This window comes from Streptosporangium sp. NPDC000239, assembly GCF_040300765.1.
GTDB lineage: Bacteria > Actinomycetota > Actinomycetes > Streptosporangiales > Streptosporangiaceae > Streptosporangium.
This window is the reverse complement of record NZ_JBEPEI010000018.1, coordinates 125549-146850: the sequence shown is the minus strand read 5'-3', so window position 1 is coordinate 146850 and position 21302 is coordinate 125549. Positions and strand designations below refer to the sequence as shown.

The following is a 21302-nucleotide window of genomic DNA, read 5'->3' as shown; positions in this document are numbered from 1 at the left end:
GTACACTCAATTCAGTTGATCGTCTAGTCAACATCAACTGTATCGCGGCCGACGAAAGTCACGGCGGTGCACGAAGGTCCGGCTTTCCCTACAGAGGGACCGGGCCTTCGCTGTGTCAGGCGACTTTGACGTCTGGGCGAGATTGGAATGTCTCGGGCTAAGCCTCTGTCACCGCGCCGGCCATGAGAAAGATCCAGAACATGCATGGATTGCCCTCCCGCGTCCGATGCAGAGCTACTGTCGCAGCTGCAAGTCAGCGCGCCATCCTATAAAAGAACGGTGCTCCACTTCTAATCCGAAGGTTGCAAGTTTCGAATCCTACAAGGAGCGCAAGCAGAATCAGCGAAAGCTCCGTCCGACCTGCACTGATGAGTCGCGTGAAGTTTCTTGCATCTGACTGTCCGCGACTCTCGCCGGATATGCGCAGTTGGTCCTTCTCAAGGAACAGAGAGTTTGCCCCCACGTTCGCCTTCCGGGAACGTGAATCGGTCGGCGCACTCACCCGGAAACTCCGCTTTCGGATTCCGGGACGGGACCTCTCCCCGATTAGATTGAAATCGAAGGCGCGTGCTTACTCAAGTAGCTTTTGAAGGCCTTGCGGATACCAGCTTGAACATAGACCGCTTGCGGAGTATTAGGTACCACATCGCGCTCGAATTCACGCCTACGGGAGTCGAGATAACGCACTACGCTAGAGGCGCCAATATTGGAGACGAATAGCTCATCTTGTGTGCGTACATCAGCGCGCAATCCCTCAAAGTTCCGAGCATGCCCTATGTCAAGTCCAGTCGTGTAGTACTTGCACTCGATAATCAGCAAGCATTGGCTGCCGCGCGGTGCGATTCGTTCTCTGCGACTCAGAATAGCTTCGTTTCTGGGCAATACTAGAACGTCACACTCATGAAGAACTCCGGACGTACCCTGTACCTTCACTCCCACATGCGCCTCAAGTGCTGGCGCTCCTCCGAATTCGATAACTGCATGTGTATAGAGCTTGCTGTCGCCATAGAGTTGCCCCGGACTTGTGCGAAAAATCAGGTCGCTAACACTCAACCCCTTCACATTTTCATATTTAACACTAGCGCCATGACGGCTAGCGGTTGATACGACCAAGGAAAAGATGAATCCCTCGTACACATCCCACGGCTTGGACACCGAGTCGTATGATATGCGGTTCGTAGCCAGTAGGTTCGCTATCTCATTACGGAGATCATCAACCGCACTCATTCGCCCACCTCGGCGGCCATAGCAGCGAACAAAGCACTTAGCCTCTCACGCTCATTGTGCAGTCTTGAGCCGGACAATTCGATCTCTCGCTCAGTGCGGCGACCGGTAGTTTCGCTAGGAACGAAACGAACACTCGTGACTCCACTACGCTCTCCGAGATCCTCAACCGGAGCCGAATGGAGCACCTTCATAGCCTCTTCTTCAATCTCGGGAAGTTCGATCAGAACACGCCGCAGAGCATCATGGAGGAGTTGAACTCGCTCTCGAACGGTCATTGAACGCGTCGTAATCACGAGTGAGCCTCTTTTTCGTAATGCCTCATATTCAGCACTGCCGGCATTCTGCCGAACTTCCGTCACCAAAGCCTCGGCCGCAAGACCATAATCATCTGTATTATTGCCGCGAACGGAACGTCTTTGCAGAACTTTTTCCTCAGGAACTCCGGCGGCGATTGTTGAATCCACCTCATCGAGAACCCATTCCAATTGGCTCTCCGTTAATACATCTCGCAACACCTGTTCTGTGCGCAGCAGTTCTTCCTCGTTCAATCTACTGTTTCCCTCCAGGGGGCATTGGCCTGGCATATTATAGAGCCACATTGCCCATCATGGAGGAGAAAATTGTGGGAACTAAGTTCGCATATTGGCTGATAATGGGATCAAGTGGGCGGGTGGGACGTATAGCTCAGCTGTGGACCTTGGAACGGGCCTCTCCGAGTCGTTCAGAGGTCGTGCAATATGCGTGCAATGATCATGAAACTCGTGGTAATGAAACATGGTGACGCCGCAGGTGAGAGGCCATCTCCCAGTCGAAGTGGTCACGAGCTGTAAAACCGTTGGCGCTTCGGTTCGGGGAGTCGGTGGGCCGTACGGTCCTGGCATGGGCTGGACTGGTGCGTACAGTCGGATCACTGGTGACCTGTGCGGCGAACTCGTCCGAACGTCTGTGGAGGTCGTGTGAGGGCTTACGTATCAGAAGCTAAGCCGCGATCTTTTGTCGGCTTCTCGCCGTACTCTGATCGTCATGTCCCAGCCGTACATGGAGCAGTCGGGCGATGGAGACCTGCTCTGGGTCACCACGCTGGGCGGACCGCACATCGTCATTCCGGAGTCGGTCTGCCGGTACTGGAACGGGGTGCCGGAGGACTACCCCAACGATGATGACGACGAGGGAGACTACGGCCGAGCCGGCGAGGTCGACGGCTACATCGGTCTGATCGATGTCGGGCCGGACAAGGCCCTCGTTCTTGGCGATTATCCCGCCGGCACCACGTTCCTGCCCGGACACAACATCTTCGTCCGCTGGATCGCCGCGGACTCGGACGCGGACATCCTTCAGGCCGCCACCAACATGGTCGGCTCCGCACAGTGGGAAGAGGAACTGGTGTGGGACATCAGGGAGCCCGTGATCCTCTTCGACTCCGTCCACGGGTACGACTACATCCGCAGCGAGGAACATCTCAGGGTGGACCTGCCACCCGGGCGCTACACCGTCCGTGCCGCCTATGCCCAGACCGAGGCCGCCGACATGGTGATCGTTCAGCTGTACGGCGGATCTGACCCTGCGGGATATGTGCGGGATGATCTTCAAGTCTCCACACTGGAATACATGTATCGCGGCAGCTCAGAGCTGTTGTCGACACCAGGAACGCAGTGCTCTTGAAAACCGCTAGGGCTGGTGACAGTCCTCGTGGGTTCGAATCCCACGCTCTCCGCTTTGCTTGAGAAACGGCGCCTGACCAGGTCTTGTGGCTTGGTGGGGCGCCGTTGGTCGTTTCGGGGCGCGCAGCCGTACGCCGTCGTGAGCGGCCCTCGGCCGGTGGTCGCGGAATGATGTTGGTCGCGTTTTCCCATGTCATTGCCGCCGGAAGGCTCGTTTCCCGCTGGAGGGCGGCCGCGGGCCGAGCTCAGGGAAGGAGGCTCTTGGCCAGGACGACGCTGTCGTAGTTGGTGACGTCCCACTTCCATGTCCCGATCGAGGAGTAGCCGTGCCGCCCGTACCAGGCGAGGAGATCGGCGGCCTGGGAGGAGGTGTCGATCACCACCCTCGACGAGCCCAGATCGGCGATGCGGGTTTCGGCCAGGGTCAGGAGACGACTCCCCAGACCTGTGCCTCGCCTGGACGGGGCCACCGCGAGTTGCCAGAACGAGCCCGCGGCGGTGGGAGCCGGGTATCCCGGCGGGGTGTCGTACGTCCCCGTCACCGTGACACTGCCGACGATCGCTCCTTGCTCCAGGGCGATCCAGCACTCGCCCTTGCCCAGACGGCGCCGCGTGTCCTCGGGGGTCTGGTAGGAGGCGAAGAAGACGAGTCCGGCCGCCGCGTGGTCGGCGTACGCGCGATGCAGAAGCCTGGTCAGTTCTTCCACGGAATCACCGTCGGTGAAGCGCCGCAAGATGATCGATTCCACAGGACCATGGTGTCCCACGGCTGTCGCATCCAGTTGGCCGGTGTGCCTGAGTTCATCCCCAGATCCTTGACAATCGATTTCTCGGGGTGCCTACCACACCGGCACGAAACTCTGGATCGAAGCCGCCTCTGGTCTCCCCCATGCCCCTTGGGCAGGCCTCCACGATATGAGGGAAGAGGCGCTCTTCTCGTATGTCCCGGCTGGAAGGCCGAAGAGGCGGCATCAACACGTGGTTAACGGCAAGGTCGTGTGGTCGGTGCTATTGGCGAATGACGGTCCCGCTCAACATCACCGACCGAGTCGTCTTCGATCACCTTCGTTGACCCTTGGCGCGGCGGCAGTGGGATGGTGATCGGACGCAGATGGGGAGCGGGATGTTCTTGACTCGCGTCACCCAGGGCGTATCTTCCTTTTAGGAAAGTTTCTTAATGGAAGCGCCATTTACCTTCGGAATCGGAGGAAGCGCACATGAGAAAAAGCCGAGCCACGGCTGTGTCCGCCACCGCCCTGCTCACCGCGTCACTGCTGGTGGGCTCCGCGTCTCCCGCCCATGCCGCCCCGACGGGCTGCACCACCTGGCAGGTGGGGTACATGGTCTACAGCAAGTGCACGGGCGGCACAGGCACGCAGGCGGTTCACGCGAGCGGCCTGCACGTGAACCCGGTATGGGGCCCATACTCTATGGACGGCCCTCGGGTGGGGGTGGGTGAGATATCGTCGGTCAACTTCCCGGGCACCGTGCAGTACCGAGGCGTCACCTTGTACGACTGACGCGACACCGGGCGACATGACGACGCCCGCTTTTCCCCTTCAGGAGGAGCGGGCGTACCACTCATCGAAAAGCGGCGCGTCCAGCACGGAGAGGAGAAGAAGGGCCAGATCTGGCACCGGTGCGCCAAGTTCGTGGGGCAGAAAATTCGGAGGACTTTCCTGCGTGAGGTGCCCATCTGATGCCTATTCCTATGGCTTCAGGCTTATTCGGGCCGGGCAGAGCGTTGCAGGCGCGGGGTCTGTGAAACCGTCGAGGCTGAGGAGTCCGGCGGCAGGAATTCGTGGCCTTCTCCTGACATGATCGAACGAACGGCCGCCGGGGTGACCGAGAAGTAAAACGGGAGCCCTTTCGGGAGGCCGTACACCACCTCGCTCCGCCCGCACACGGACAGTTTCAATCGTTGATCCAGGTGAACCGATCGGGGCGGCGAGATCAGAGCGGGTTCGAATCCCACGCTCTTTTCTGCGCTGGAGAACGACGCCTGGCCAGGTCTTTTGGCTTGGTGGGGCGCCGTTGGTCGTTTCCGGGCTGCGCAGCCGTACGACATCGAGAGCGGTCCTCGGCCGGTGGCCGTCGAATACACATGGAATGATGTCGGTCACGTTTCTCCAGGTCACGCGCGAGAATTCCGTGCCGGGAGCAGTAGGAGGACAGCGGTGGAGCAGGTGGACTGGAGCCGGATACCAGGGCCGCGCTGGTACCACCCCGAGAGCGCGCGAGCCGCCGTGGAGGCGCTGGGCCGGTCCTCGTCCGCTCAACAGGCCGCCCGTGCGTTGGCCGATCTTCGGTACGCGGTCACGAACGACCACGCCGGAACCCTCTATCCGGCCGCCGTTCCCGCGACGGGCGTGCTTCTGCGGGCGATCGACGAACGGCCGGGGGCACCCCGGCAGGAAGCGCTGAACGCGTTACTGGACTGGTGGGGATGCCTCCCCGAGCCGGGGTTCGAGACCTATGAGAATCCGCTGTCCGGATCGGTCGGCCTGGTTGAAGGGATCATGAGCCACGTCCGTGACGCCACGGACATACTCCGTCGTGTCGCCGACGATCGGTCAGGAGACGGTGGACATCGTCCCGCCGCGGAACTGCTGGCCCGACTCGACAAGGGCTGGAGCGAGGCAGTCGGCTGATCCGGGGGAAGCAATGGCAGAACCAAAGCCGGTCGGCGGTATGGCTCTGCCCTTGTGGTCAAAGGTCCTGACTTTTCGTCTCATCCAAAGGGGAGACATGATCACAGCCCGTGGCCACAAGGCTGTGGGCTGCTGTCCCGTTGGCGCGGGGTCACTCGTGCCATGGCCCCGCCGACGGGTCCGGTGTCAAGGCGAGCACTCCCGTTCCCCGCACCCGGCTCTCACGCGTCAGAGTGAACGGGCTGACACTGTACGTCGCAGCGATTTCAGGAGCCAGTTCGAAGGCCGCCCAGGTCCACTCCTCGATCTGTTCGCTGTTCGCGGTTCGCAGATCTCCGTGATCCGGTACTCCGAGTTCGAGGAGCCGCGACCGCTCCAGAGGCAGCGGATCACCGAGAGCGAGCATTTCGTCATCGGGTTCGCCGGTCGCTGCATAGCGGCGCACGACGTGACCGTGCTCGGCCACCAGCCATGCCGAACCGTCCCCTTGCGCGCCGTAGTAGTAGGCCTGAGCCCTTCCATAGCGGGCACTGAGTGCCTTACACGACCTGAGGACGTCCTCACGGCGCTCACTGTCGCAAGGGTCGCACCAGGCCCCGATGACCAAGGTCCAGCCGTCGATTTCGGGGGTGACGAAAACCCGCGACAGGTGATGACGATCACCTGGTTCGCCGTGCCCGTCGGCGTCGAGCACCTCTTGGGCCTCGGCGAACGTGACCGGCCTGGACGCAGACAAATCCAGGACCTTCATGATGCCCGCCTGGTCTCCGGTCGAGATCGCGATCCAGTAGTTCCAGCACGTTGATATCGGTTCAGGCCAGTCCTTCGCCTCTGCCCCCACATGTCCACTATGGCAGGTAGGACAAAGCCGCCAACGTGAAACTCGAACCTCAGACAACAGGCCTGGCTCCGTGACCTGGGATCGGGCCCCTTCCACCTTGGAGTCGCGAGAGGTTTCAAATCCCCGATCCCAACCTTGAGCAGTACATCCACCCCGTGCTCCGCCCGCTTGGCCACCTCGGGAGCGGCCATACCCGCGTTGAGCCAGAAAGGCACGGCAGGTCGTACGGCCTGGCCGCCAGCGGCTTCGGGGTCAGCGCCAGAAGTCGGGCCGCTTTCCACGCCTCGTAGTACGTCCCGATGGGGATCGCCCCGCCGTGCGAGGTCCGAAACAGTCGCCCGTCCTCGTGAGCCCCGAACTCGTCGAGGTGCTCCCGCAGGATGGCTACCGGCTCCGGTGGGATGGGCACCGGTCGCCCTTCATTCTCGGCCCGGTGCTTGAGGCCGCGGTCGTCGTGAGCCTGCCCGCTGTCGGTCCACCTCTTGTTCGCCTGAGGTTTGGACCTGGCCAGGACGAGCCGCCCTCATCCGGTCTCTGGGAGGTGGCAGTCCTGGACGCGGAGCCCGAGGGCCTCGGCAGGCACAGGCCGCCGAAGTAGAGGCAGGCGAAGAAGCCCCGTAGGTGCCGGCCACGGTCGAGGCGGCCCACGTGGGTCGCCGCGGTCAGTGGTTGCCGCGCCTGAGCCGGGTTGACCACCACCCGACGATCCACGACCTCCCGGACCTTCGGCGGTTCACCTTGTCGATCGGGTTGGAGCCAGCTCTTCCAGGTCCACGGCGTACTGCAGGGCATTGTGGAGGACCGACCGCTTACGGGCGATGGTCGTGGCAGTGGCGGCCTCGCCGTCGAGGCCGAGCCGTACGTTCCGGACCTTGGACAGAGCCGTGACGGGAAGCGAATGCCGCCCGAGTCAGGCGAGAGCCGTACGGATCTCCTCCGGCCGGTCGAGTTGACGAGCGGCCGGAGGGAACGCGAACTGCCGGAGAATCAGGAGATCCGACTTTCCCGACGTGCTCTCATCGGCGAGAGCCGGGGTGAGGGTGGCCAATGCGCCGGTGAGGCTGTCTCACGTTTTGGCCGCCGCATGGGGCCACTTCATGTCCACGTAGGCGAGGGCGAAGTCAAACCATGTTTTGGTAGTCAGGAGAGAAAGCGGGGGCCCGGCCTCCATGTTGAATGACTGGCCCCGCTTGGTCTCCTTCCGCAGGTTCACAGAAAGCTCTCGGCGAGCGCCTTGGTGCGCAGGGTCTTGGAATTCTCCCGGCCGCCGACTTTCCAGCGAACGACACAGGACGGCGCATTGTTCGCTGGGAAGTTCGCGACGACATCCACGAGGAACTCGTCGGCCTCGGTTGCGCTCGATCTTCTGGCGCCGTCTCAACTCGTTGCTTAGCCGCGCTTGTCCAACCACCAGAGGTGGAGGGACCCATTGAAGTAGGCGGAGGATGTGCCGCCCACCGGCACCCAGTTGCCCACCACCACCTGTCGCTGGTTCTGACGGTCGATGTAGGCGATGTTGATGCGCTGTTCTCCGGTACCGGTGGTGCAGGTGCTGGCACCGTAGCCGCCCCATGTGTTCACGGTGCAGCTGTCGGGAATGGCGTGGGCCGGTGCGGCGGTGGTCAGCAGCAGGCCGAGGGAGAGAAGGGCGGTGGTGGAGAAGGCTGCCGCTCGTTTCCTGGATTTCACGTGCACTTCCTCCGGTATTCTCGAAAGTCGATCACACAAACCTCGTTTAGGAAAGTTTCCTAAACAGAAGATACTTGTCCGGAGATCGGCGTCAAGAGGTGTCTCACCGGCGCCATGGACGTTGGGAAGACTCGCCTCACCAGAGGCAATGTGGAACGGCGGTTCTGGGTGTCGGGAAATCCGGCGTGAATGTGCTGTCCGCCCACCCCCGCCCGACCGGTGAGCGGACAGCAGGCCGCCCCCTCACGCCGGTTCTCGTGGATCTCGAAGTCCATCGCACCCCTTCATCCGGGGTGTTGCGACGACCGTTGGAACGGAAGTCAGGGCGGGGGCGCTGGTGCCGACGCCGGTGGTTGGTGTCGTCGGTCTGGCTGGGATGGACGATTTCGGGCAGTCCGCGGCGAGCTCGGTCAGGGTGCCTCGTTCGGCTTCGGCGGCGAATCGGTGATGCGCGGCGCGGCCGTCCTTTCCCCTCGGTGAGGTGCGGATTTCGCACGCAAAAATGTGATCTGAATCACAGGTAAGGTAGTTGGTATATTGTTTGTAATCTTTGTCTTGATTGCTGTGCAATGGAGAAATGGTCAAGATTGATTGCCGTACTTGCGGTGCCCACGCCGAGTTCCCCGTCTCCCATGTGGAGGCGAACAACAAGCTGCTCAATCAGTGGTGGGACGACGCTCACGTCGGCTACGACGACGCCGATGAACATGAACAGGAGATCACTCGGGCCTCGAACAGGTCATGGGACTTCTGAGCCTGAGGTCTGGGGCTCTTCCGGGCGGTGAACGCCCCGCTGCTCATATGGCGGCGGGGTGCGCTACCCGTTCAACAGCGTGCGGATCGCGGACTCCAGGTACCGGTGGCGCCACCTGTTGCTTCGGGGGCGGAGCCAGGAGTCGGGCCACCTTCCACGCCTCGCAGTACGTCCTGACGTGTCCATTCGACTCGCCGCATGCGAGCCATGTCGCCGAATAGGCTCAGGCGGATTGCTCCCTGATGCTGTATCTTCGGCATATCTCACATGGCGAGGAGCTGCTGTGTCCTCCAACGAGCTGGTCATCCTCTTCGGTATCTCCTACGAGGCGATATTCGGCCTGCTCGCGGGCGTTGTCCTCGTCGTCTTCAGCGTTGGTTTCACCGCCGCGCTTATCCTCGTTCTTTTCACCCTGTGCCGTCGGTTTTTCAAACGCGGACGAGGGTTTCGGTCCGGGAATGAACGCGCGGAGCATAACTTCGTGTTCGAGTGGCTGAAGTAGAGCTCCTGATCGCTGCGTTCGCCGTTTCGCCGGCGCACCAGGGCATGCATGCTTGAGCAGCACGTCCATCCCATGCTCCGCCCGTTCGGCCCGTTGAGCCGGAGCGACACGGCCGCGTGCCGCAGGTCATACGGCAGGGCTGCTGGCGGAGAGACGAACTACTCGGGCGCGAGAGCGAAGGTCGGCGTCGTCTTCAGCGACATGTCCACGGTTCGCCTGCGCCGAAACCGGTCCGTGCATCCCGACACCCCTATCCAGGGGAGAGAGCCGACGGTTGGCGGTACGCCCAACGATCTGTCTTCTCCCGACCAGGAAATACGGGCGTGACGTCGTCGGCTCTCCCGAGTCGGGTTTTCCCTGGTGACGACCTTGCCGGCAGTTGGGCGCACCATACCGGTCACCGTCGGGGACATCGGCCGGCTCGTCCATCTGATCAGAAGTCGGCTCAAGCCCACGATGTACCGTCCCGACCCCGCCCAACGGAGTCGTCGCCGCGACAGGCCTCACGCTCGACTCGCTGTGATCTCCGGTTTCTCCGCCGGTGGTCAGGAGGCCCGGTTCCGTGTCCCGGAACCGGGCCTTCCACTTCGGCGGCGATCAGGAAACGCGGGCTGCTGGCGCGGTCCAGGTGTTGCACGCGGCCGGGGAGGCGGCGGCGAACCCCTTCCGCAGCCAGGCGACCCGATTCTTCCCGTTGCCGTGGCTGCGCTCCTTGTCGAACGCCTCGTCGCCGCTTTCCCGGTAAAGGTCCACAACCTCCTGCCAGTCCTCGTCCTGGTACTCCTGCGAGGCCCAGATACTGCGCATGAACGCCGCTCCCAGACAGTCGGCCTGCAGTTCGAAACGACGGCTCTGCGCCAGCGCTTGAGCTTTGGTGCGGGCCGGCATGTTCCAATAAGAGGCCGACATGCCGGTGAGGTTCTGAACGTGATGGGCATATTCATGTGCGATGAGGTGCAGCGCCACCGGGTCGGCCGGATCCTCGATGGCGTATTCACCGATCAGGACCACCAACTGTCGCTTGTCGTCGCAGTAGCGGCCGGTGACGTTCTCGCCCCAAGCTGACCCGCACGCGCGAGTGGGTTTTGCTATGAACCGGATTTTTGGATTCCTGAACGGTAAGCCGACCTTCTTCAGCTGCGCGGACCATGAGGCGTTCAGGCAGTTCAGCATCGCGGTCAGGTGCTTTTTGGTGGCGGTGAAGCTGCCGGAGTCCTCCGGTTGGGTACCACAGGGCACCGTCAGCTTGCCGCTGCGGTACAGCGGGTTGCGGGTCAGCGCTTCGGTGCCGGTGGGGACAGGCACGCTGGCGGCGCCGGTACCAGCATGGGCGGTACCGGTAAGCAGTAAGCCGGCCAGAGCCCCGGCCAGCAGGAGGATACGGGGGATATGCACAGTGCCAAACTGTATAGAAGTGGTGATGCCCTCCAAAAGGCATTAATCCATGCCAGCTCGCCGGTGGTAGGGCGGTGGCGAATCAACCGCATGTGCTTCGTACGACCCGAACATGCCCTCATGGCGCGTCACGCCAGATCCTGATGGTCAGGGTCCATCCACCGACTTCGAGGTGACGAAAACCCATGGCGCACAATGAGGGTGCCCCTCGACGTTTCTTGCCGAAATTCCTCGGTTGGCCAAGGCGGCCGCCGAAGGGGCGGAACAGCGGATGGCGCGTGAAGTCCGGCGGCTCGGTACGACCTGCTTGGCGACGCCGGGTCTCCAGGTGCGTTTTATCGGCGGTCGATCGGTGGTGTTGGAACCGCTGCCACCGGAAGGCGCGAAGCCGTACCGTCCGGCGGTGTGGTCCGAGCGCCGACAGATCGAGGGCGCCCGGTGGTTCACGATGTGCGTCCGGTACGGCGCGCTGCTATAGAAGAGGCCATGGCCGACACCAGCGCACCTCCGAAGCGGATCGTGTGGCTGGTCCCGTTCGTTGTCAACGCCCTGTTCGGCTACCTGGCGCCTCTTCCGCTGGGGCTCGTCTGGTACTTCCTGGCCAACTACCCGTTGGCCGCCCTGGGCCTGACCGAACGGGACCCCACCGACAATGACGGAATCCTGCCGCACCTGATCCTGCTCGGCGGTGTGGGGATTTTCATCGCCCTGTGGGCGGCGCTCAATCTCGCGGTCCGGGCACTTTCGAGATTGCCCGCGAAGCCGTACTGGTCGGCCTCGGTGGCCCTGTTGCTCGGTCCGTTCGTCGTGATTGGGTTGTTTCCCGCCGCGTACGGCCTGTGGAAGACGCCGCTGGACTGGTTGTGATCCGGCGGCACCGCCTCAGCGGGGAGCCGTGACCGCTGTCCCGGCAGGGACCAGCAGGAAGACCTTGGGGCTGAGGCGTTCCATGTCGCCGCGGCGTCCGTAGATGAGGCCCGCGGCGAAGTCCACGAACTGTTTCGCCTGGTCATCCGTCACCGCGGTGAGGTCCATCACGACCGGAATGCCCTTGCGAAAGTAGTGCCCCACGTACAGTGCCTCGCCGTAGTCGCGTGGACGCACCTTCTTGACGACGCTCGTCACGGTGCCGGGTGTGGCCAGGACCGAGGGGACCAGCAGGAAGACCTTGGGGCTGAGGCGTTCCATGTCGCCGCGTCGTCCGTAGATGAGGCCCGCGGCGAAGTCCACGAACTGTTCCGCCTCGTCGTCGGCGACCGCGGTGAGGTCCATCACGACGGGAATGCCCTCACGGAAGTACCGGCCCACGTGGCGGACGTCGTCGTAGGTGAGGGGACGAACTGTCTCAAGGATCACGAGGACAGTCTCCCTGAGCCGGCGGGGACATCAAGGGCGCACGATCTACGGGTGGGAGACGGATTCGCCTCTTGTGCCTTCTCACAGAAGCGGGGCCACGGGCTGGAACGACGTCGTGACGGCGCAGGCGCGCCGTCAGGTCAGGAGCAGGGTTTTGCCCAGGGCGTCGCGGGACTCGATCGCGGCGTGGGCGTCCGCGGCGTGCTCCAGGGGGAAGGTCTGGCCGATGACGGGTCTGATCCGGCCCGTGACCGCGGCCGACATCACCTGCCGGGCCCAGCCTCGCATCTTCGGGCCGAAGCCGAAGAGCTGCTCGACGCCGATCACCTTGATCCCGCGCTGTCGCGCCTGGGCGGGGTCGACGGCCGTGACCTCGCCGCTGGCGGCGCCGTGGATGGAGAAACGGCCACCGTCCGCCGTCAGCTCGAACGCGGTCCGGCCGATCTCCCCGCCGACCCCGTCGAACACCAGGGCGGGGCCCGCACCACCGGTCACCTCGCGCACCTGTTCCGCCCAGCCGGGGACGGAGTAGTCGACCACGGCGTCCGCGCCCAGCTCGCGAACCAGGTCCAGTTTCCGTGCGCCGCGCGCCGCCCCGACGACTCTGGCACCGGCCGCCCGGGCCAGCTGGGTCAGCAGGGTGCCGACACCGCCGCCCGCCGCCTCGACGAGTACCCACTCCCCGGGGAGGATCCCGGCCCCCTCGACCAGTCCGAACGCGGTGCTGCCGTCGGTGTGCAGGGCGGTGGCCTCGGGCAACCCCAACTCCTCGGGCACCGGGATCAGGTTCCCCACGTCGGCCACCGCGCGTTCGGCGAAGCCCCCGGTCATCCCGAGGTCGGAGATGACACGCCGCCCGGACCAGCTCGGATCCACGCCCTCTCCGACCGAGCTCACCCGTCCGGCGACCGTACCTCCCGGCACGTACGGCAGTGCGGGCCTGTTGTGCCACCTGTCGACACCGCGCCGGATCTGGGTCTCGACGAAGGTCACGCCCACGACGGACACCTCGACCACCACCTGGCCGGGGCCGGCGACCGGGTCCGGCGCCTCACCCGGGACCAATGCCTCGGGACCTCCGAAACGTGTCACCCGTACAACCCGCATGTCGACCACTCTCCCCGCACTCGGCTCGGTGCGGAGCAGTCTCCAACCTCGACTTGAGTTGAGGTCAACTCTGGTGGGCGGTCGGACGGACGCCGCGCGGTTCCAGGGCCGGTCATGGTGGGGACCCGGTGAACGGGGCCGGTCAGGACGTGGATTCCCTCGTCAGCCACTGGACCCACCCGGACAGTCCGGCCAGCCACTCCGAGTCCGAATCCAGGTTGTGACCGCCGTCCAGCGAGATCAGGTCGGAGTCCCTCGACTGGCTTCCGGACGCCTTGGCCTTCAGGGCGTGCACGATGAGGTTGGCCTGCACGAAGCTTTCCAGCTCCGACCCGGAGAGCCCCTTCCCGGCTCCGGCCGTCTGCGCCTGCCGCGCGACCTCGTGATCGTAGTAGGGGGCGAGAAGGACGAGACCGTCGCGGATTTCGATGACACGGCGGTAGTAGCTGCGATGAACGCTCTGCCATCGCAGCACCTCACGCCACCGTGACGTCTTGCTCGCGGTCAGGGAGAGATCGGGGAACTCCTCGTGGAGAACGAGCCACAAGGGTTCCAGCTGTCGGTACAGGCCTCTGTGCCGGGCCCGGACGGGTATCTCCAGGATCATTCCTGCGGCCAGGGGGTAGCCGAGCCCCAGTGCGAAGCCGGCGATTCCGATTCCGACCAGCAGTAGATAACCGGTGTTCGGGATCTGCAGCAGAGGCGAGTCAACCGTCGTTCCCAGGCTCTGAAGCAGCAGGACGGCGATTTTGAGGAACGCTCCGGCGATAAGAAGGTGGAGCGAGGCGTGGAAGATTCTCATCCCGAGGCGCACGTGGCGGCCGGCCGCCGCACGAGTGTACTTCCTCACCAGCTCCAGCGACCTCGTGAGGGTGTACGTCATGTAGGCCAGAGCGGTGATGAGAAAGATTCTGGCCTGGAGGTCGTAACCGTTCCGGAGATCCGCGGGGGCCTCACGCACCGTGGGCGAGGCGATGAACCAGGTGGTCACGAGTACGCCGCACGTCAGTAGCAGAAGAACGCGTTCACGGCGCATACGGCGAATGGCGTTCTGCCCGTATATCGAATAGAAGAAAAATGCGAGCACAAAATATGTGCCCAGAAGTGTGATGAGGTTGACGAACAGCTTCGGAGCCCCGAGCTGTACGCCGTCGAGAGCCGTCCTGACGCCGGGGAGGTTCACGAAGACGGAAAGAAAGAGGCAGCCCACCCCGGCTGTGACGGCGCGCAGCGGCAGGTCCTCCGGGGCGCGGCGTACCTGGATGACCTTGATGGTCAGGATCGCGAAGACGACGAGGGTGATGACGGAGAGTACGAAGGAGATGCTCACAGCCATCCCTGGTGGTTGACCAACGACGTGTTCAGTTGTTCTCCCCGAGGGGCGTTCTCGTCCAGAAGGAGAGAGTGCGTGGCTTTGAGGACGCTGGCCCATTCAAGGATGATGGTGGCGATGAGTTCGGCTTCCCTTTCGTGGTCCGTGTCGTAGCACGTCCGCCGTAGTATTCGCGTGGCGGGGGGAAACGAGCTCGACGTCTGCGGTTCCTGGCCGGCGATGTTCAGCTCGTCGCTTGGGTGGTCGGCGAAGATGTGGCCCAGTTCGTGCAGAATAATATGGTCCTGGTGGGGTGCGGAGGTCCTCTCCTGGTAGAAGATGTAGTCGGCTGATTCGGTCTGTACCCACAATCCCGAGGGACCCGGTACCTCGAAAGGGTGGGGCACGAGCCTGACCGGTCGGTTGCGCCATTCGCCGAATCTTCTGCACAGGTCGGCGACGTCAAGCGGAGGGCGGATGTCGAGCTGTCGGAGCAGTTCGCGGCACCTTCGTCGCACTGTGCTTTCCCGCATATCGCTCCCCGTGTCCACCCTGTTTCCCGTGACCAATAAGAGGTGCCGTTCTCGTAGGTTCTGATGTTGGTTCTCCGACGGCTTCCACGAGAGTGCGGAGATGTCTTCCCGACGCCCCTGACCAGGGCGGGAGGTTCGGGGCCGGGGCGGATTCTCCCGTCCGAACCTGGTCCGCGTACCGGTGGTCTCCTGCCCGTGTCCACCGGCGGCGTCCTGGTGACGAAGCCGGGCCTTTCCCGGCCATGGTGATTGTCGCGGGCACCCGTGGCATGAGTGGCACCGTCCGAAAGGCAGATTTGTTCCTTTCCGAAACTCGGATCGAGAGCAATGCCCGGCCTCTCCCACGCCTCGGCTGGAACGGCACCGACCAGCCACACGATCATCTCCCCGTTGGGGAATACTCCCATGACATCGGTCCGGCGGTGGATTTCCTTGTTCAACTGCTCCTGAGAATTTTTGCCGCGCATCTGACGCCGGCGGCGAATCCCGATGGTCAGGTGAGTCCTGTGACCGACCCGTCCGCTGCCCCGTTCAACGCCATGGCAGGCGTCGTCGTCATAGGGTGAGGATTCCTGGTTTCCCGCAAGTGGTGGCGACAAGGCGAACCACCGGTCCCGTCCCGTTGCAATGTTCCGGCGGCCGAGAGTTCACGAAGCCACGCAGGCGCGGGCCGCTGCTTTTCGCATGGGTCTTGTCCGTGCCGATCCAGGGGCCAGGTCATCCCGCTGGATGCGGATCTCGGCGCCTTCCTCATTGACGCAGAACTACACAGTGTGGGAGGAAGCCACTAGACTCCTCCAAGATCCGGTCCGGGAATCGCTGCTGACCACAGGTAAACGGGGAATTATGAACAGTCCGAGTACGGACCCGCGTGACATCAATGCCACGATGATCGAGAAGATCTTGCACATGCCCCTTCAGCCTTATCGTGAAGCGGCATACGCGTTGCGTGTCATCCAGACGCGAGGTCGTCACACCGGGCAGCCCCGCCGGACGCCTATCGCCGTTGTCCAGCTTTCCGGTGAACATTACCTGGTCGCGCCGAACAGGCAACGACAGTGGGTGAAAAATCTCCTCGCCTCTGGTGAGTGTCACGTTCACGGTGAGGAGAGGGGGCCGTCGCGAACTCTTCTTGTCGAAGGCGAGGAGGCGGCCCGGGTCATCAGAACGTATCTGTCCGTTCTGGACCTTCCCTTCGCGACCGAGGCGTTTCCGTTCGGCGCGGGCGACAGTCTGGAGACGATCGTTCCTCATACCGTGCGCACCGCTGTCTTCCGCCTCGAACCCGCCGAAGGAACGGGGGAGACGGCGTTCGATCCCGCGGTGGAGGTCTGAACCGCGCTTCGCCGGCCGGGGCCACGGGTGGACGGCCACCACGTGACCGTTCGGAGTTCCCGGGGGCATCCGAAGATCGCGTGATGGCTGTGGGTGGTGGTGTCGCTCCCGGCGGTTTACCGTCGGAACCCTGGTGCAACCGTCAACGACCATGCGGAAGGCGCGACGGCCTTCTGCTGTGACAACGGGATGTGTCGCTGACTACGGTTGGGCATCGGGTTCGGCCTCGGAGTCGAACGGCGGCAGGCCTTCCATCTCACGGATCACATTGACGATCTTGGTGAGACTCTCCACCCCCATCGACGACAACCCCACGGCTCGCATCGCGACCTTGCGTATACCTACGTTCTGCATCGCGATTCGCAGCTCCAACTCGGCGTCGACTTTGGCGGCATAGGCTTCGTCGAAGAAGTACGCCAAGTCGACGCCGAAGAAATCGGCGATACCGGCCAGATGGGAGACCGACAGGTCGTCGGTCTTGCCGGTCCGTATCCGCCAGAGTGTCGTGTGTGAGATCGGGGTGCCTCGCTCTGTGATCTCCCTGGCCACCTGTTCGTAGCTGTAAGAGGTCCCGTCTTGCTGAAGGACGGTCAGAAACAGGTGGTCAACTAGCTCCGCCAGTGGCTGGCGATAGGCCCTCGCAGACATGGCTCCCTCCGGTCGTAGTACTTGAGAGTGAGGCTTCTCGTAGCACTGGAAAGTGATGTCCCCCTCGGATGCCTCACGCAAGCTTGACACCGAATGTACCGCCGTGCAAACTTTCGATACGTTCATAACGTGCCAGATATGGAAATTTATTGGCATAACTGACGTGTTGGGGTGCGTGGCTGTTCGTTCCTGCATCCCGGAAGCTTGCTGATTCAGGCCGGCGTGCTGCCCCCTGGCGGCTGTGATCGGGGGATCCGTCGTCCGGCCGAACGAGATCGGGGCGAGGGGATTGTTCGGTGGGATGCCGTGACCGCTTCATCGATCAAACGCGACTGTTCCCGCACATGTACGCTGCGTGCCCGGTCGTCTACATGTCGGATGGGGCGTTTCTCCGCAGGGGCGTTTTTTAGGGGGTGCGGACGTGTGTGATCCAGGGCGGCCGCCTCACCGTTGCCGCGTTTTTCTTCGGACGGACTTGAAGGTGGATCTTGGGGGTGGCTCCGGTTCTCCCGCAACGGTTGCCGGCTCTGTGAGGCGATGCTGGAGATGCGTATTTCCTCGGAGGGGGCGGTGGGGAACAACCGGTGACGACATTGATCGGTTCCGCGGGCAGGGGAACGCGGGAGAAATCTCTCGGGACGGTGTCGGTCGCATGACCGGCCGACGGTCGGCCCGGTCACTGCCGATGATGCGGTGAACGTCGTACCGGTTCCGTGCGCCTTCCGGTGGATCTGATGTGCGGACGAGGTGGTCGGGGGTTCTCGTGCCTGACTCCCTGTCCGGGTGGCCGGGATGTGAGGGAAACGGTGTGACCGGGGGAATTCTCTCGACCTTCGCTATATCTCGATATACATTGATGTAATCGGCTGGAGAGCCTATGAGGTTCTGGGGATGCGCAAAGTTTCCTAATCCATTTGGGTTGTTTGCTGCAATGCAAAGGTGAGCTATGGCAACAGGCGCGACGGCTCCATTCCGTATCCTCGGCCCTATCGATCTGCACGACGGTGAAGTGCCTATTTCCATTTCACCCGGCAGGCAACCGATCATCCTCGGTGCTTTGCTGCTGCAGGCCAATCACATCGTCAGTACCGAGCACCTCATCGACGCCGTCTGGGGTGAGGACCCCCCGCCGAGCGCGCGCGGCCAGGTACAGATCTGCATTTCAGCACTGAGGCGGCTGCTGGCCCTCATCCCGGCCAAGGGGGAAATCATTCGGCGTTCGCCCGGATACTGTCTGCAGATATCGCTGGAAGATCTGGACTCCTACCGTTTCGAAACGATGGTGAGGGAGGCCGACCACCTGGCGCAGGTGGATGCCGCCGAGGCGGCGGCCACATTACGGCAGGCGCTCTCCCTGTGGCGCGGCCCCGCTCTCGGCGGTGTCGTCAGCCGCCTGCTGGAGGGCAAGGCGCTGCGGCTGGACGAGGCCCGGCAGGCCGCGCTGGAGTGCTGCATAGACATCGAGCTGAGCCTGGGCAGGCATCGTGAACTGGTCGGTGAGCTGACCGACCTGGTGGAGCACACCCCGCTGCGTGAACGGCTGCGCGGTCAGCTCATGCTCGCCCTGCACAGGTCGGGACGGCAGGCCGACGCGCTGGAGGTCTACCGCATGGGGCGAGCCCTGCTGGTGGGCGAACTCGGCCTGGAACCGGGGGAGAAGCTGCAGCGGCTGGAGGCGGCCATCCTCCAGGGCGACGACTCGCTGCTGCTCGCCGATTCGGGAAGGGAGGCCGTCACGCTCACACCGGATCAGCCGGCGCCCTCCCTGCGGATTCCCCCGCACCAACTGCCCGCCGACATCCAGGACTTCACCGGCCACGACGACCTGGTGGACGCGGCCGAGGAGTTCCTGCGCGTCAGTGGCAACACCGCGACGCCGGTCGTGGTGATCACCGGCAAGGCCGGTGCCGGGAAGAGCTGCCTGGCCGTACACGTCGCGCACCGTCTCGCGAAGGTCTTCCCCGAGGGCCAGCTCTACCGGGACATGCGAGGCAGTCAGCAGCAGAACGCGCCCGTGGCGGACGTGCTCGGCACCTTCCTGCGCTCGCTGGGGATCCACGGCCCCGCCGTACCCGGGAGTGTGGAGGAGCGGATCGCCATGTACCGCAGTCTGCTGGCCGACAAGCGGATGCTGGTGGTCCTTGAGGACGTGGTCAGCGAGACCCAGGTGATGCCGCTGCTTCCCGGCAGCGGCGGCTGCGCCGTCATCATCACCAGCCGGGCCCGCCTGACCGGCCTGCCCGGCGCGCTGCAGCTTGAGGTGGACGTCATGGAGGAGGCCAGCTCCCTGGCGCTCATCGCCAAGGTCATCGGAGCCGACCGGGTGGCGGCCGAGCCGAACGCCGCCTCCGCCCTGACCCACATGACCGGAGGGTTGCCGCTCGCCCTGCGGATCGTGGCGGCCCGGCTGGCCGCCCGCCCCCACTGGTCGCTGGCCTCGATGGTGCGAAGGCTGACCGACGAACGGTATCGCCTCGACGAACTGGCCCACGGTGAGATGGTCGTCAGGAAGAGCCTGTCACTCACCTACGACGGGATGGGCGAGACGGCCCGTCGGCTGCTGGACCTGCTCGGCCTGGCGGAAGGCGAGACGATTCCCTACTGGTTCGCCGCGGCCGTACTCGACGGCGAGGCGTATCGGGCCATGGACCGCCTTGAGGAGCTCGTCGACGCCCGGCTGCTGGACGTGGCGGGCATCGACGGCGGTGGTTACCCGCGCTACAAGTTCCACGGCCTCATCCGCGCCTTCTCACGGGAGAGGTTGGACGAGCACGAGGACGACACGGGCAAGACGGCCGCTCTCGAACGCGTGCTGGGCTGCTGGCTGCACCTCGCGGAGGAGGCGCATCGGCGGCTGTACGGCGGTGACTACACCCTGCTGCACGGGGACGCGCCGCGCTGGAGGTTGCCCGAGGACCAGCTCGACCGCCTCCTGACGCGTCCCCTCGACTGGCTGGAGCAGGAACGGGCCAATCTCTGCGCGGCGGTGGTCCTGGCCGGAGAACACGGTCTGGTCGAGGTGTGCTGGGACCTGACGGTCACCTTGGTCACCCTCTTCGAGACACGCAGCTACTTCGAGGACTGGCAGGACACTCACGAGAGCGCCCTCAGCGCCGCTCGGCTGGCCGGTAACGAGCGAGGCATGGCGGCACTCATGTGTTCACTCGGCTCGATGCACCTCAACCAGCAGAGGCCGGCCCTGGCACGGCCCCTGCTGGAGCTGGCCTTCACCCGGTTCCAGGAGCTCGGGGAGACGCACGGAATGGCGCTGGCGTTGCGGAACCTCGCGATGCTCGAATACCGCCAGGGCTCACCGGACAGGGCCGAACACCTGTACAGGCAGGCGCTCACCGGTTTCCAGCAGGTCGGCGACCTGGTCGGGGAGGCCCACGTCCTGGCCAAGCTCGCCCAGATCGAACTCGACGGGCGACGGTACGCGGAGGCGGAGGCGCAGCTGGGCCATGCGCTGAACATCGCCAGGCAGACGGGCAGCCTCCGGGTGGAGGCCCAGGTGATGCACAAGCTCGGCAAGGCGCATCTTCTGAGCGCGAACTACAAGCAGGCCGAAGAGGTGGGGAGCGCCGTTCTGCGAATGGTGCGGGAGAACAGTGACATCATCGGCGAGAGCTACGCCCTGCACAGTCTCGGCGTCGTCTACGGTCATCGCCGGAAGTTCGATCTGAGCGAGCGGGCCCTGCGTCACGCGGCCGAGATCCGGGAAAGCGTCATGGACGATCTCGGCGCGGCTCAGATACGGCTCGACCTGGCTCGGGTCCTGGCCGTCCAGGGAGACGTCGTCCAGGCGCGGGAGCTGGCGGAGAAGGCTCAGGCGCTGTTCCAGGAACGGGAGGCGACGCAGTGGACAAGGGAGGCCGGGAGGATCATCGCGGACCTCGTCGTCCGAGAGCGAAGTGGAAGGCTCGCTGAGAGATGAACAGGCCGCAGCTCGAAACGGTGAACACGTCGGCGAAACCCGTCTGCTCGCCGACGGTCGTCTCCGTCGTGCTGCCGATGACGACGACGTGCTCCCCGCAGGCCGAGACCATGATCCTGCTCACCGAGTAACGGCGGAGACCGGCGTGCCGCTGGTGGTAGCGTTCCAGTTCCTCCCTTCCGTAGATGGTCAGCTCCGGGCGGTGCAACACGGCGTCCTTCTCGAAGAGAGAGGTGTAGGCGTCGATGTCACCGGAATTGAGATACTCGTAGCTCAGCTGGGCGTGGTCGGCGGCCATGGTCGCCAGGTGGGCGCTACGGACGCTTCCAGGGGGCTGTTCGTCGTGCGGCACGAGGG

General features: G+C 63.8%; 19 protein-coding genes and 1 pseudogene. 8 read left to right on the top strand and 12 right to left on the bottom strand.

Going from position 1 to position 21302, the window contains the following annotated elements:
* Positions 1–1223: 1223 nt before the first annotated feature.
* Positions 1224–1775 (bottom strand): hypothetical protein, encoded by a 552-nt coding sequence (locus ABT340_RS33495; protein WP_352014891.1) that lies wholly within the window; start codon positions 1773–1775, stop codon positions 1224–1226.
* A 475-nt stretch (positions 1776–2250) separates the two neighbouring features.
* Between ABT340_RS33495 and ABT340_RS33490 the strand changes: the two genes are divergently transcribed.
* The gene (locus tag ABT340_RS33490; RefSeq protein WP_352014890.1) at positions 2251–2889 is read left to right on the top strand and encodes an Imm21 family immunity protein; all 639 of its coding nucleotides are present in this window, start codon (positions 2251–2253) and stop codon (positions 2887–2889) included.
* A gap of 244 nt (positions 2890–3133) precedes the next feature.
* On the opposite strand, the gene ABT340_RS33485 is transcribed toward ABT340_RS33490, so the two are convergent.
* Complete coding sequence (locus tag ABT340_RS33485) at positions 3134–3637, bottom strand: GNAT family N-acetyltransferase (protein WP_352014889.1); 504 nt, start codon at positions 3635–3637, stop codon at positions 3134–3136.
* Positions 3638–4105: 468 nt separating this feature from the next.
* On the opposite strand from ABT340_RS33485, the gene ABT340_RS33480 reads away from it, so the two are divergent.
* Together ABT340_RS33480 and ABT340_RS33475 are read left to right on the top strand one after the other, a co-directional pair.
* On the top strand, positions 4106–4408 hold the full coding sequence (locus ABT340_RS33480; RefSeq protein ID WP_352014888.1) for a hypothetical protein: 303 nt from the start codon (positions 4106–4108) through the stop codon (positions 4406–4408).
* Positions 4409–5065: 657 nt separating this feature from the next.
* Positions 5066–5539, top strand: a complete 474-nt coding sequence (locus tag ABT340_RS33475; protein ID WP_352014887.1) for a hypothetical protein — start codon at positions 5066–5068, stop codon at positions 5537–5539.
* 151 nt (positions 5540–5690) lie between these two features.
* Here the strand turns inward: ABT340_RS33475 and ABT340_RS33470 are convergent, their stop codons facing one another.
* The 3 genes from ABT340_RS33470 to ABT340_RS33460 form a co-directional block, all read right to left on the bottom strand.
* Positions 5691–6380 carry a hypothetical protein gene (locus ABT340_RS33470; protein ID WP_352014886.1) on the bottom strand — a complete coding sequence of 230 codons (690 nt, stop codon included), beginning with the start codon at positions 6378–6380 and terminating at the stop codon, positions 5691–5693.
* A gap of 1209 nt (positions 6381–7589) precedes the next feature.
* Complete coding sequence (locus ABT340_RS33465) at positions 7590–7712, bottom strand: hypothetical protein (protein WP_352014885.1); 123 nt, start codon at positions 7710–7712, stop codon at positions 7590–7592.
* Between the two features lie 57 nt (positions 7713–7769).
* Positions 7770–8069, bottom strand: a complete 300-nt coding sequence (locus ABT340_RS33460; protein ID WP_352014884.1) for a hypothetical protein — start codon at positions 8067–8069, stop codon at positions 7770–7772.
* A gap of 577 nt (positions 8070–8646) precedes the next feature.
* Here ABT340_RS33460 and ABT340_RS33455 point away from each other — a divergent pair.
* Positions 8647–8823, top strand: coding sequence for a hypothetical protein (locus ABT340_RS33455; RefSeq protein ID WP_352014883.1), 177 nt, complete (start codon positions 8647–8649; stop codon positions 8821–8823).
* A 283-nt stretch (positions 8824–9106) separates the two neighbouring features.
* Positions 9107–9325: a hypothetical protein gene (locus tag ABT340_RS33450; protein ID WP_352014882.1), complete on the top strand. Its 219-nt coding sequence runs from the start codon at positions 9107–9109 to the stop codon at positions 9323–9325.
* Positions 9326–9922: 597 nt separating this feature from the next.
* On the opposite strand, the gene ABT340_RS33445 is transcribed toward ABT340_RS33450, so the two are convergent.
* The gene (locus ABT340_RS33445) at positions 9923–10756 is read right to left on the bottom strand and encodes a neutral zinc metallopeptidase (protein WP_352014881.1); all 834 of its coding nucleotides are present in this window, start codon (positions 10754–10756) and stop codon (positions 9923–9925) included.
* A gap of 450 nt (positions 10757–11206) precedes the next feature.
* On the opposite strand from ABT340_RS33445, the gene ABT340_RS33440 reads away from it, so the two are divergent.
* Positions 11207–11587 carry a hypothetical protein gene (locus ABT340_RS33440; RefSeq protein ID WP_352014880.1) on the top strand — a complete coding sequence of 127 codons (381 nt, stop codon included), beginning with the start codon at positions 11207–11209 and terminating at the stop codon, positions 11585–11587.
* A gap of 15 nt (positions 11588–11602) precedes the next feature.
* Here the strand turns inward: ABT340_RS33440 and ABT340_RS33435 are convergent, their stop codons facing one another.
* From ABT340_RS33435 to ABT340_RS33420, 4 genes and pseudogenes are all read right to left on the bottom strand, one after another.
* On the bottom strand, positions 11603–12076 hold the full coding sequence (locus ABT340_RS33435; RefSeq protein ID WP_352014879.1) for a cell division protein SepF: 474 nt from the start codon (positions 12074–12076) through the stop codon (positions 11603–11605).
* 135 nt (positions 12077–12211) lie between these two features.
* Entirely contained in the window at positions 12212–13183 is a 972-nt protein-coding gene (locus ABT340_RS33430; RefSeq protein WP_352014878.1) for a zinc-binding dehydrogenase, read from the bottom strand.
* Between the two features lie 142 nt (positions 13184–13325).
* Positions 13326–14615 (bottom strand): MAB_1171c family putative transporter, encoded by a 1290-nt coding sequence (locus tag ABT340_RS33425; protein ID WP_352014877.1) that lies wholly within the window; start codon positions 14613–14615, stop codon positions 13326–13328.
* Between the two features lie 760 nt (positions 14616–15375).
* Positions 15376–15483 (bottom strand): annotated as a pseudogene (locus tag ABT340_RS33420) (transposase); the annotation flags it as partial.
* A gap of 433 nt (positions 15484–15916) precedes the next feature.
* Between ABT340_RS33420 and ABT340_RS33415 the strand changes: the two are divergent.
* Positions 15917–16363, top strand: a complete 447-nt coding sequence (locus tag ABT340_RS33415) for a nitroreductase/quinone reductase family protein (protein ID WP_352014876.1) — start codon at positions 15917–15919, stop codon at positions 16361–16363.
* A 201-nt stretch (positions 16364–16564) separates the two neighbouring features.
* Here ABT340_RS33415 and ABT340_RS33410 read toward each other — a convergent pair whose 3' ends face one another.
* A complete protein-coding gene (locus ABT340_RS33410; RefSeq protein WP_352014875.1) occupies positions 16565–17011 on the bottom strand; it encodes a helix-turn-helix domain-containing protein in 447 nt (148 codons plus the stop codon).
* A gap of 1057 nt (positions 17012–18068) precedes the next feature.
* On the opposite strand from ABT340_RS33410, the gene ABT340_RS33405 reads away from it, so the two are divergent.
* Positions 18069–20945: an AfsR/SARP family transcriptional regulator gene (locus tag ABT340_RS33405; RefSeq protein ID WP_352014874.1), complete on the top strand. Its 2877-nt coding sequence runs from the start codon at positions 18069–18071 to the stop codon at positions 20943–20945.
* Here the strand turns inward: ABT340_RS33405 and ABT340_RS33400 are convergent.
* Positions 20893–21297 carry a nuclear transport factor 2 family protein gene (locus tag ABT340_RS33400; protein ID WP_352014873.1) on the bottom strand — a complete coding sequence of 135 codons (405 nt, stop codon included), beginning with the start codon at positions 21295–21297 and terminating at the stop codon, positions 20893–20895. The two genes, ABT340_RS33405 and ABT340_RS33400, sit on opposite strands and share 53 nt — an antisense overlap.
* Positions 21298–21302: the final 5 nt, after the last annotated feature.

Bases quoted from the DNA above. Each gene is read 5' to 3' on its own strand.
- ABT340_RS33415 (WP_352014876.1), top strand. From the start codon at position 15,917: ATGATCGAGAAGATCTTGCACATGCCCCTTCAGCCTTATCGTGAAGCG.
- ABT340_RS33455 (WP_352014883.1), top strand. From the start codon at position 8,647: ATGGTCAAGATTGATTGCCGTACTTGCGGTGCCCACGCCGAGTTCCCC.
- ABT340_RS33490 (WP_352014890.1), top strand. From the start codon at position 2,251: ATGTCCCAGCCGTACATGGAGCAGTCGGGCGATGGAGACCTGCTCTGG.
- ABT340_RS33425 (WP_352014877.1), bottom strand. From the start codon at position 14,615: ATGGGCCAGCGTCCTCAAAGCCACGCACTCTCTCCTTCTGGACGAGAA.
- ABT340_RS33440 (WP_352014880.1), top strand. From the start codon at position 11,207: ATGGCCGACACCAGCGCACCTCCGAAGCGGATCGTGTGGCTGGTCCCG.
- ABT340_RS33430 (WP_352014878.1), bottom strand. From the start codon at position 13,183: ATGCGGGTTGTACGGGTGACACGTTTCGGAGGTCCCGAGGCATTGGTC.
- ABT340_RS33480 (WP_352014888.1), top strand. From the start codon at position 4,106: ATGAGAAAAAGCCGAGCCACGGCTGTGTCCGCCACCGCCCTGCTCACC.
- ABT340_RS33410 (WP_352014875.1), bottom strand. From the start codon at position 17,011: ATGTCTGCGAGGGCCTATCGCCAGCCACTGGCGGAGCTAGTTGACCAC.